The 11,887-nt window shown below is 56.2% G+C and carries 8 protein-coding genes; 2 read left to right on the top strand and 6 right to left on the bottom strand.

Annotated features, from left to right (window positions below; genetic code table 11):
* Nucleotides 1–94 precede the first annotated feature (94 nt).
* From QMX93_RS15795 to QMX93_RS15780, 4 genes are all read right to left on the bottom strand, one after another.
* Nucleotides 95–985 carry an NmrA family NAD(P)-binding protein gene (locus tag QMX93_RS15795; RefSeq protein ID WP_282356937.1) on the bottom strand — a complete coding sequence of 297 codons (891 nt, stop codon included), beginning with the start codon at nt 983–985 and terminating at the stop codon, nt 95–97.
* 104 nt (nt 986–1,089) lie between these two features.
* Nucleotides 1,090–2,829, bottom strand: a complete 1,740-nt coding sequence (locus tag QMX93_RS15790; protein ID WP_282356935.1) for a CocE/NonD family hydrolase — start codon at nt 2,827–2,829, stop codon at nt 1,090–1,092.
* Between the two features lie 65 nt (nt 2,830–2,894).
* Complete coding sequence (locus QMX93_RS15785) at nt 2,895–4,364, bottom strand: carbohydrate porin (RefSeq protein ID WP_282356933.1); 1,470 nt, start codon at nt 4,362–4,364, stop codon at nt 2,895–2,897.
* 91 nt (nt 4,365–4,455) lie between these two features.
* Entirely contained in the window at nt 4,456–5,673 is a 1,218-nt protein-coding gene (locus QMX93_RS15780; RefSeq protein ID WP_282356931.1) for an MFS transporter, read from the bottom strand.
* Between the two features lie 210 nt (nt 5,674–5,883).
* Here QMX93_RS15780 and QMX93_RS15775 point away from each other — a divergent pair, with 210 nt between their 5' ends.
* On the top strand, nt 5,884–6,654 hold the full coding sequence (locus QMX93_RS15775; protein ID WP_282356939.1) for a class I SAM-dependent methyltransferase: 771 nt from the start codon (nt 5,884–5,886) through the stop codon (nt 6,652–6,654).
* A gap of 140 nt (nt 6,655–6,794) precedes the next feature.
* Nucleotides 6,795–6,971, top strand: coding sequence for a hypothetical protein (locus QMX93_RS15770; RefSeq protein WP_282356929.1), 177 nt, complete (start codon nt 6,795–6,797; stop codon nt 6,969–6,971).
* A gap of 337 nt (nt 6,972–7,308) precedes the next feature.
* Here QMX93_RS15770 and QMX93_RS15765 read toward each other — a convergent pair whose 3' ends face one another.
* Nucleotides 7,309–8,724, bottom strand: coding sequence for an efflux transporter outer membrane subunit (locus QMX93_RS15765; protein ID WP_282356928.1), 1,416 nt, complete (start codon nt 8,722–8,724; stop codon nt 7,309–7,311).
* The gene (locus QMX93_RS15760) at nt 8,721–11,861 is read right to left on the bottom strand and encodes an efflux RND transporter permease subunit (protein WP_282356926.1); all 3,141 of its coding nucleotides are present in this window, start codon (nt 11,859–11,861) and stop codon (nt 8,721–8,723) included. Before QMX93_RS15760 ends, QMX93_RS15765 begins: the two co-directional genes overlap by 4 nt.
* Between the last annotated feature and the right edge of the window lie 26 nt (nt 11,862–11,887).

The raw sequence follows: 11,887 nt of genomic DNA, 5'->3' as shown, positions 1-11,887 counted from the left end.
CTGCGATCTTTTGATCTGTGTTTTTAAGATCAGAATCAAAAGATCGCAGCGTGCCGCAGCTCCTACAATGTATCGCGGGTTGGCAGGGAGCGCCTTAATCAGAAAGGGTTTTCTTGGCTTCCTTGAAGTGCGCATATTCCCTGCGGACAAACGTTTCGAACGCCGTCGGCGCGCGGCCCAATAGAAAGGCCAGCACATTGGAATTACCGACAAAGTCGTGGTTACTGTAATGCCTGGCGATCGCCAGATTCATCCGCAACATATGTTGAAGCGCTTCGGGCTCCAGATTGCCGAAACGTTCGCGGACAAACACCTCGACATCGAAGCGCTCGACCTTGATCTCGCGCCCCACCACTTGCGAAGCAACCGCGCCAATCTCGTGCGCAGTGAACCGTCCGGGGCCGACCAGCTCGTAGGTGGCCCCGCCGTGACGTTTGCGATCAGACAACACCAACGCAACCACGTCGGTAAAGTCCTCCAGATCAACCATCGACTGGCGTCTGTCCAGCGACCACGCCAAGCGGAACACGCCCTCCTCGAACACCGCTTTCAATCGTGTTGGTAGCATGTAATTGGCGGGTTGCAAAATGGTGTATTCGAGTCCTGAGGACAGCAGGTGTTCTTCAATGTCGCGCTTGATTTCATGCTGGATCAAGTCGCTGGCGATGGCGTGCAGCACAGAACTGAACACGAAATGCTCGACGCCCTCTGCTCTGGCGGCATCAATCATGGCGAAGCCCATCGCGCATTCGTCGTGATGCAGCGTCGGGCCGATGTGGTACACGCTTTTGACGCCCTTCATGGCTTGGGCAATAAACGCCGGATCGGCGAGATCGCCTATCCGCACTTGGTGTACGCCGAGCTTGTGCAGTTGCTCGGCGGAGGATTCGGTTCTGACGCAAGCCCGTATTTGATGGCCGGACGCAAGCAGTTTGGGCACCAGCCGTTTGCCCTGGTTACCGTTGGCCGAGGTGATAAGGATCAATGGATTTATCTCCTGAAAGGAATCCATGGCGCGATCGATAGAGAGTTTTCAACGCCACAGGTGAAGTGCGCCCTGCCCTTTGAAGAGCACGGCGCACACCAGGATCAGCTAAGTTTGACGGGGAGTTGCAGGTAAGAGGCGTGTTCACCACCCGTGTGGATCACGTGTTCGCCGCTGTTGGCGCCGGTGTATTCACCGATACCCGGCATCATCGTTCCCATCAAGTTGCGCGAGCTGATGACGAAACGCAGCTGTTCGCCGGGGTAGAACTTGATGCCGAGCGGCAGCAGGTCGATCTCGACATCGACGATCTCGCCCGGAGCGAGTTTTTCAACGCGATCAAAGCTGTGGGCCGGCACGTCTACGCTTGAAAGCGCTTTGTCCAGATGCCGCGCGGAGACACGCAAGCGGCCGTCCGAGCCTTTGTAGCGAAGAATGGTCGCGCCGTGATCGGTGAGATCGTGAATCATCGCGCTGTGATTAGGCGTGGTGAACTGCTGCAGCGGTGTGCCATAGGCATCGAGTTTCTGCACCAGCACAAACAAATCCATGTCGTCGGCGCCTTTGGCTTCTACCCAAAGGTGCGCTTTGGGGTAGCCGACCAGCTCGGTGACCTGATCGAAACGGGTGATAAACGAGACCGCATTCGGGTTGTTGGCAACATCATAGGTCACCGCGACATCGGCCGCCGGTGCGTCGGAGGTCAGCGTGCGCGAGCGACCGTCAAGGTAGAACTTGGTCGATACCGCGCCTTGTGGCGGAAACTCTTCAGCCGCGACGTTAACCTGGTCGCCGCCTTCGAAGTCGTGCACGGCGTAACGCACGCGCGGGGTGGATTCCCAGTCGTTAGCCTGGCCTTTGAGGTAGCGGTCAAAGAAGTGCCGCAAGTCTTCGACGTTCGATTCGTCGTAGTAATCCGGCCACTCTTGAGTGTTGTGGATGCGTAGCCATTTGTCCTGCGAAGCAATTCGTCGCCACCCGCGGAACGTACCGGCGGTGTGCAATGTGTTGGAATAGCTGGCGACAATGTAAGCCGGCACATTGATGCGTTCGAACTCTGGAATCTTGTTTTCCCAAAGTTCGTTCATTAGCGGGTAGCGCGCGGCTTCAGCAAGGATGTCTTCCTTGTTGTTCTTGCCGAAGAAACTGCCGTTCTGCAACAGCCCGGCGAAGGCGAGATCGGGCATGCCGCCACGCAGCACCAGGTCGCGGTACACGTCACTGACGCCTTCCCACGGGTTGATCGCTTTCAGCGCCGCAGGCTGCTCGGCAGCAGCAAACCATTGCGAAACGGCCAGGTACGAGGTGCCGCTCATGCCGACATTGCCGCTGCACCATGACTGCTCCGCGAGCCAGTTAATCAGGTCGTGGCAATCGCGACCGTCCTGACGATCCCAAAGCACGCTGTTGCCTTCGGAATCAACGCAGCCGCGAATGTCCGGGTTGCAGATCGCGTAACCGTTGGCGCACCAATACGCAGGATCCGGCGCTTCGAACTTGGCCAGCCCCGACACGACATTGTTGTTCAAACCGACCAGACCAAACACGCCCATCACACTGACAGAGGTGCCCTGCCCTTTGCCGTAAGGACTCCACGCAATAATCACCGGCACCTTTTCGCTGCCGGCCGGGCGGAACACGTCGACGTAAATCGTCACACCATCGCGCAACTGCACCGCGACGTCCTTCTCGAACACGATGTCGACGGGGATCGGGCGAAACTGCGGGGCGATTTGAAAGCCTTTTTCCAGCGTCCGCGTGCCCGGCTCGAAAGCGGTCAACAAGCCGGTTCGAGCAGGTGGCAGTGGCGTCGACGGTGTGTAGATTTTTTGCGTATCGCTCATGGAGAGACTCCCTTGTCTGGCGCCGGTACTCACCGGGGGCAATTAATTCATTGGTCAATCAAGCTTTAGAAAAACAGCGTGAAACTGGCTTGCAGGTTGAGGGCGTCTTTGACGTCCGGACTGAACGCCGGATGTTCGACGTAACTCAGCCCCGCGCGTACATAAGTGCCGGCGGCAACGCGCATGTTGTAAGCGAGCGTTGTCGATTTCGAGTCGTCGGCATTGGACACATGCAGCGTATCGAGCTTTTTGTTGGCGTCGTCGCTGTAGCTGGTGTAGCCGTACTCCAGCATCACCATGTCGAATGGACGCGAGTCCAACGGCCCTTTGGCAAACACGCGCAAGCCGTAATAAAGGTCAAACAGGTTGCGATCTTCAGGCGCGGTCATCCAGGTAAACCCGGCATACAAGCCACGGGAAGCGATGGCGCTGTCGAATTGGTAAAACTGGTAGTCGCCCAGCACGTAGCCGGCGTAGTTGTCATCACTGCGATCATTGCTGAGGAACTGCGTGTATTCGGACGCGTTATGGATGTAGCCGGCTCGCAGCCATGCGTACGGTGTGCCCGGCGCAGAGGCGCGTTTGTAGCCGAGCTCATCGATGTACAGCGCGCCGGCGTGATCAACGTGCAAGTCGAGCTCACCGGCATGACGGTCGATCTCCGGCCCCATGCCGTCAGGACTGATAGAGCGTTGAACGCCGAATTTGTTATAGAAGTCGCCGTAATTCAGCGTGACGTTGGCTGCCGGGCTGGACACCGGCGCGTGGCTCAACCCCACTTGAAACGGGATCACCGCTTGTAGACCCTGAGTGCCGCCCACCAAGGTGCCACCGGTAAACGGACCAATAAATTCCAGGTCATTGGGCAGCACGCCGATTTTGAATTCGACGGTTTTATCCCACAGGCTCTGGTAGTAGGCGATGCGCGTGTAGCTGAACTTTGACGACGGATTCACTTCATCCCAGCTGGAGTAATAGCTGCCCACTCCAAAAATAAACTGCCCATTGTCGAGGCCGACCCGCCCCAGATCGTAAGTAAATCCGACCAGCAGATTTGACGAATAGGTCGGGCGCTCACCGCCATAAGCCTGCGGTTTGTGACGGTCGTGATCGAGGTAGTTATTGGCGAAGGTGGTCATGTTCAACATGTTGAAACCGATGCCGTAATCAGCGAGATCACTGCGAAAGCCGCCGGCGTCACCGAGGATGCTTTCCGACGGTGGCGGCAGCTCGGTCAATTGTCCGTGTTCAACCAGTGCATCGATCTTCGCGAACTGCTTTTTGCGTTCGATGATGTGGCCCAGTAGTTGGCTGTCGGGCAAGGCTTTTTTTGTAGCCGCCTGATCAAGACTTTTAGCCGGTTGCTTCAATTCCGGGGCAACCTGACCCACAACGTTCTGCGGCGTCGGGTTTGTTTCAGCACGGGCATTCAGCGAGTGAGCCGCCCAGATTGCCAACAGTGCCGCCAGCGTCACGCGGACAAATTCAGGCGCATGCTTACGGATTCGGTTCGTCCCGTTTTGATGGGGCCGCATACAATTTCCTTTTATTCTTATTTTCGGTAGTCATTAGCGTTATAGCCGGCCACGGCGCAGGCACGCACGGTGGCCGTATTGCTTATTTTTACTAGGTGGCTTCAGGCGCGATCACACGCTGCGATTGATCGGGCGATTTGGCAGACAGGCACAACAATCCAAACGCCGCGACCGGGAGTATCGGAAACAGCATCAGGGCTGTGCGGTACGAGCCGCTTTTATCGAACACCATGCCCAACACGAACGGGCCGACAATGGCGCCCAGCAGGGTCACCGAAAAGGCGCTGCCAAAGATCCGCGCATACGCCAATTTGCCAAAGCGGCGGGAAATCAGATAACCGAGAATGTCGATCTCGGCACCCTGGGTCGCGCCAATCAGGAAACTGGCCGCCAGCGCCCAGTGCAGACCGTCCAGCAACATCAGAAAGCCAACTAACTGGCAGGTGAGGAAAATCCCCGCGACGGTTCGGGTGTGCAGATGATCGAGCAAGGCACCGCCAAACAGTCGCCCGAACAACGACCCGGCAGAACCCGCCGCGACAATGCCGGCGATCTGATTGGCGGATGCGCCCCAATCCGAGAGCATTGCCGGCAAGTGCACGCTGGCCCCCACGACGCCAAACAGCACCAGTACAAAGGCCAGCGAATACAGCCAGAAATCACGGGTAGCCATGGCCTCCTGCAACGTCATGCCGATCACCTCCAACTGGCTTTTTTCAGCACGGCGCTCAGACTCCGGAATCGGCCCCTTGTTGTCACGGACAAACACCGCGAGATTGACCAGACCAATCGCCAGCGCAGTAGCCCCGGCTACCAGAAACGCCTCGCGCCAGCCTTTCAAAGCGATGTTCTGCGAAATCAGATACGAGAATGCGCCGGTGCCGACCGCAAGGCCTGACGACGTGATTGCAAAGGCCAATCCCAAGTGTTTATCGAACCAGCGCTGGGTCAAAAACAGGAAGGCCGGATAACTCGCCAGATTGCCGAACGCCACACTCATCGCCGTGATTGCAACGAACGCGGGGAACGAGTGAATGAGCGACAGGCACATGTAGCTGCCGCATCCCAACACCGTACCGACCAACGCGACACGGCGCGCGCCAAAGCGGTCAACGAGAAAGCCAGCCAGCGGCATCACCAGAGCGTTGCAGATCGACGCGACAGAAATGATGATCGCAAAATCGGTACGCGACCAAGCGAACTCGGCGGTCACCGCCTTCATGAACAGGCCCAGCGGAATCAGCAGAATGGCCGGCGACGCGATGCTCATTCCGAGAAAACACCCAACAAGTACTGACCAACGTTTCATCTCTTGTGTCCTTATTATTGTAATGGCACACGCGCTGGAGCTTTAGGTCGACGACGTTACGGATCCGGCTTTTCAGGAGCCTACGTCCAGTCGTGATTTATATCAACAGCAGTTGAGATAAATGGCAAGTGAAAGGATGGACGGAGTGTGGGGATGATCAACACGCCGCATAATGCGTGTACTGATCATTCACCCGGAGGGTCGCTGCAAATGGCAATTGTTCATAAAGCTGCTGAGGCTGGTTTCTCAACAGAAGCCAAAACCTACACGCAGGGGCGCCCGGACTATCCCCGCGAAATACAGACATGGTTTAGAGACGCGCTGAACATTAGCCCTGGATTGGCGGTTATCGATTTAGGCGCCGAAACCGGCAAGCTCACGCGTTTGATGGATTCAATGGGTGTTGATGTGATTGCCGTCGAACCGGTCGCGGCCATGCGTGTCGAGTTTTCCAAGCATTTACCGAGCACCAGAATTGTGGACGGAATGGCCGAATCGATTCCTCTTGAGGACGGAACGGCGCAGGCGCTTATTTGCGCTCAGGCGTTTCACTGGTTCGCGAATGAAACGGCGCTCAGTGAGATTCACCGTGTACTCAAGCCGGGCGGCCGGCTCGGGCTGATCTGGAATGTGCGCGACGAGTCAGTCGACTGGGTGGCCGCCATCACTGAAATCATCACGCCTTACGAAGGCGATACTCCACGCTTTCATACCGGTGACTGGCGCCGACCGTTCAACAACGGCCGTTTCTCGGAGCTCGCATTGACCTGTTTCAATTACACCCATTCAGGCAGCGCCAAGTCTGTGATCCTTGATCGATTTCTCTCAGTCAGCTTCATCGCCGCGCTCCCTGCTGAAGAGAAAGACAGGGTGGCGGAACAACTGATGAATTTGATTCAGACCCACCCGGCGCTACGCGGGCGCGAAACTATCGAGTTTCCCTATAAGACCCACGCGTATGCATGTCGCCGTCTGGATTGAGTCGGTCCGTTTAGATTCGAAACTCCTTTTGTACGGCCTTGTCACTTGCCAACACTTGAGGCACGGTCGATACCACTGACATCTCTGCAAAAGGAATTACGCCATGCCGAAGCTCTATCCCATGAAGGACACCAACGTATATGGAAGTTGCACTGAAACCGATCATTGGATACTCAATCACATATATCATCGCGCTACTTAGTTATTTGATGCTGGGTTCGCGGACTCACACTGAGTCGCTGGCGGATCTTCCCGGATGCGCCTTGGCAGAATTGGATGGCCTGCTTGCAGCAGTTCAGAAAGCCATTGAATCGTGACTAAAGCGGAAGTTGATTTACATCAGTCGACTCAACCATGTTCCTGGCTATCCGATTCATTTCTATTTCATTCCTGTGCATCACTGGGTAGAAGAACTATTCTTGCGAGTCTATAGGCTTCAAGTTGTTTTCTGCCGGTGGCAACGGGCAGCGATCGGAAGCGGACGTTCGCAGGTGACCGCGGCTTTCCGTAAAAAGCCATAATCAAACGTTCCAGAAAGAACTGTGATTCAATCCATACGCGCCTGAAAACGATAATGTGGAAATCAGACAAAAAAAGGCCCATGACAAAACAACTCCATGGGCCAAGGGAGGATCAGGAATTTTTGATCAGAGCCTAAAGTGTCTGACTCCCCACGACCTCACCACCACCGAGTGCCTTGTACAGTGCAATAAGATTGTTGAGGCGCGATAGTTTGGTCTGCACTAACGTCTGCTGAGCACTATAAAAGTTGCGCTGAGCATCCAAAGTATTGAGATAGGTATCTACGCCTTCCTCATAACGCTTTTCCGCCAATCGATAACTTCGCTGATTAGCCCCAACCAGCTGACTTTCGGCCTTCAACTGTGTGTCCAGTGATGCTCGGGCCACCAGAGCGTCGGACACTTCACGGAATGCAACCTGAATCGCTTTCTGGTAGTTGGTGACTTCAATGGATGCATTCACCTCGGCGACGTCAAGATTTGCCTGATTACGTCCCCAGTTGAAAATCGGCAGGTTGAACGATGGGATGAAGCTCCATGCCCCCTGCCCTCCGGCAAACAACTGGCCGAGATCGGAACTAGCCGACCCTGCTGATGCAGTCAGGCTGATGCTCGGAAAAAACGCCGCCCGTGCTGCACCGATATTGGCATTAGCCGCTTTCAAGGCGTGCTCTGCCGCGAGAATATCCGGGCGATAAACCAATAGCGCCGAAGGCAAACCGGGCTGCAGGGTTTCCTCAACGCTTAATGCGTCCAGTTCAATCGCCTTAAAAGATTCGGCGGGTAATGGCTTGCCCACCAGCAGTACCAAGGCAATTTTGTCCTGTTCAACCGCGCGGCTGTAACGTGTTTCACTGGCTTCGGCGATACGCACGGTGCTTTCGGCCTGGCTCAGATCCAGTTCGGTGGCGACGTCCAGACCGTAGCGATTGCGCACCAATTCGTAGCTATCACGCTGGCTGGTCAACGTCTGACGGGCAATCGCTAGCAACTGCTGATCGGCTTGCAATTGGTAGTACGAAGAGGCGACTTCAGCAATCAGCGTCAGCCTGACACTGCGCCGCGCTTCGAACGTACCAAAGTAGCTTTCCAGCGCTTGCTGATCAAGACTGCCAACGCGCCCAAACAGATCCAACTCATAGGCGGTGAAACCGACGCCGACGCTGTATTGATGGGTCGTGCCAGTCGCCCCGCTGGGCGCAACATCACCCGGCAAGCGCGCAGCCGTGCCCGAGCCCGACGCCTCAATGGACGGCAGCAGATCCGAGCGGGCAATCCGGTACTCGGCTCTGGCCTTTTCAATATTCAGCGTTGCCACCTGCAGATCACGATTGTTTTCCAGGGCCTTGCCAATCAACTGGCGCAACGGCTCATCGTGGAAAAACGCTTGCCAGGTCACCCGCTCGGCGCCCGTCGCCGACGCATCCACTGGTGCTGGCCACGTGTCCTCCACCGGCGCCTGCGGACGCTGATATTGCGGGATCAAAGAACATCCCGCCGCACTCGTGAGAATCAACGCGAGCGTGGTATTCAAAGCGAGATTTTTCATGCCTGCTCCTCCGCGATCTGCACCGTCCGAGTCGTGGTTTTTTTCGCGAACAAACGGCAGATCACCACGTAAAACATTGGCACGAAGAAAATCGCCAGGAACGTCGCTGTGATCATCCCGCCGATCACCCCGGTACCGATGGAATGCTGGCTGCCGGCGCCAGCGCCATTGGAAATCGCCAACGGCAACACACCGAGCATGAAAGCCAGCGAGGTCATGATAATCGGGCGCAAACGCAGCCGCGCGGCTTCGACCGCAGCTTCCACCAACGGCTTGCCATGTTCCTCGTGCAACGATTTGGCGAACTCGACAATTAGAATCGCGTTCTTCGCCGACAGCCCCACTGTGGTTAGCAACCCGACCTGAAAGAACACGTCGTTAGACAGCCCACGCATCAAGGTGGCCAACACCGCACCGATGACACCCAGCGGCACCACCATGATCACCGAGACCGGCACCGACCAACTCTCATAAAGCGCAGCCAGACACAAGAACACAATCAAAACGGAAATCGCATACAGCGCCGGCGCCTGCGATCCGGACAGACGTTCCTCGTAGGAAATACCAGTGAATTGAACGCCGATGCCGTCGGGTAGTTGTTTGACTATGCGTTCAACCGCCTGCATAGCGTCCCCTGAGCTGTAGCCATGCGTGGGTTCGCCCATGATCTCCACGGCGGGAATCCCGTTGTAGCGCTCCAGTTTCGGCGAGCCGAACGTCCAGTATCCGCTGGCGAACGTCGAAAACTTCACCATCTCGCCACGGGCATTGCGCACGTACCATTTCTCGAAATCTTCCGGAGAAATGCGCGAACTGATTTCACCCTGTACGTAGACCTTTTTCACTCTGCCCCGATCAATGAAGTCGTTCACATACGCCGAGCCCCACGCCGTACTCATGGTGTTGTTGATGTCGCTGATACTGACTTGCAGTGCCCGTGCCTTTTCGTTGTCGATGACCACTTGATACTGCGGCTCATCGCTCAAGCCGTTGGGACGTACATTCATCAGCACCGGATCTTTGGCGGCCAACTCCAGGAACTGATTGCGCGCGGACATCAGCGCTTCATGGCCGAGTCCCGTGCGATCCTGCAAGAACATGTCGAAGCCTTTGGCGTTACCCATTTCGAGGATCGCCGGCGGCACGATGGCGATGGCAGTGCCGTCCTTGATCTGCGAAATGCGCGCCTGCAAACGCTGGGTGAACGAGAAAATCGAAGTGTCCTCGCCCTTTCGCTCTTCCCATGGTTTCAGGCCAATGAACAACATGCCGGAGTTCTGCCCGCGCCCGGCAAAGTTGAAGCCGTTGACCGTGTAGGCCGACTCAAGGACGTCGCTCTCTTGCGCCATCAGATAACTGCGAATTTCATCCAGCACAGCTTGGGTTCGGCCAGCGCTCGTGTTGGGCGGCATCTGCACTTGAACGACCATGGTGCCCTGATCTTCGTCCGGCAAAAACGCCGTGGGAATCTGCGGAAACAGCCAAGCCATGCCAGCCACGATTGCCAGATAAATCAGCAGGAAAAGGCCTTTGCGCTTGGCGATGGTCGCCACACCGTTTTTGTACTTGTCGGCACCGCGATCAAAGATGCGGTTGAACCAGCCGAAAAAACCTTTTTTGTGATGATGATTGGCGTCGATGGGTTTGAGGATCGTAGCGCACAACGCTGGGGTGAACACCAACGCAACCAATACTGACAGGGCCATCGCCGAGACAATCGTCACCGAAAACTGTCGATAAATAATGCCTGTTGCGCCACCAAAGAACGCCATAGGCACAAATACCGCACTGAGCACCAAAGCAATGCCGACCAGCGCGCCTTGAATTTGCACCATGGATTTACGCGTTGCTTCCTTGGGTGAGGAACCGTCCTCGGACATTACTCGTTCGACGTTCTCCACCACCACAATCGCATCGTCCACCAACAGACCGATCGCCAACACCATGCCAAACATCGTCAGGCTGTTGATGGTGAAACCGAAGGCCGCGAGGATGCCGAAGGTGCCCAGCAGTACCACCGGCACGGCCAGCGTCGGAATCAGCGTGGCGCGGATGTTCTGCATGAACAGGTACATCACCAGGAACACCAGCAGGATGCCTTCGAATAGCGTTTTCACCACTTCGTGAATTGAGGCGCCCACCACCGGCGAGGTGTCATAGGGAAACACCACCTTCAAACCTTTGGGAAAATAAGGCTCCAGTTCCGCTACGGTCTGACGCACGCCTTTGACCGTGTCGAGCAGGTTCGCGCCGGTGGCCAGACGCAATGCCAGCGCGGCAGCAGGTTTGCCGTTGTAGGTGCCGGAGATCGAGAAGTTCTCGGCGCCCAGCCCGACTGTGGCGACGTCTTTGATACGTACTTGCGAGCCGTCCGGATTGACCTTGAGCAGGATCTCGCGAAATTCCTCAGCGGTTTTCATCCGCGACTTGCCGAGGATCGTCGCGTTCAGTTGCACGCCTTTATGAGTCGGCAAGCCGCCAAGCGAGCCGGAGGAAATCTGTACGTTTTCCGCTTGCACGGCATCGATGACATCTTGGGACGTCAATTGGTAGCTGTTGAGTTTTTGTGGATCGACCCAGATGCGCATCGCGTATTGCGCGCCCAGCATCAGGAAGTCGCCGACGCCTTTGGAGCGGGTGATCGGGTCTTTCATGTTGGAAACGATGTAGTTACCGATATCGAAGTCATCCATCGAGCCGTCTTCGGAATATAACCCGACGATCAGCATGAAATTGACCTGATATTTGGCGACTCGCAGCCCCTGCTTCTGCACTTCTTGCGGCAACAGCGGTGTGGCCAGTTGAAGTTTGTTCTGCACCTGCACCTGAGCGATATCTGCGTTGGTGCCCTGATCGAAGGTCACGATAATGTTGGTGCTGCCATCGCTGTTGCTCTCGGACGAGATGTAGCGCAACCCGTCGAGGTTATTCAGTTGCTGTTCGATCACCTGCACCACGGTGTCTTGCACGGTCTGCGCGGAGGCGCCCGGGTAAGTCACGGTGATGATCACCGCTGGCGCAGCGATGTTCGGGTATTGATTGACCGGCAGTTTAAGGATCGCCAACGCGCCGGCGAGCATGATCACAATAGCGATCACCCACGCGAAAATCGGCCGATTGATAAAGAAGTTAGCCATACGTATTACCTTGAACGTGTGCAGCG

The organism is Pseudomonas sp. PS01303 (assembly GCF_029959385.1).
Classification (GTDB): Bacteria; Pseudomonadota; Gammaproteobacteria; order Pseudomonadales; family Pseudomonadaceae; genus Aquipseudomonas; species Aquipseudomonas rustica.
Note: the sequence above shows the minus strand (reverse complement) of the source record. Positions and strands in the feature narration are given on the sequence as shown.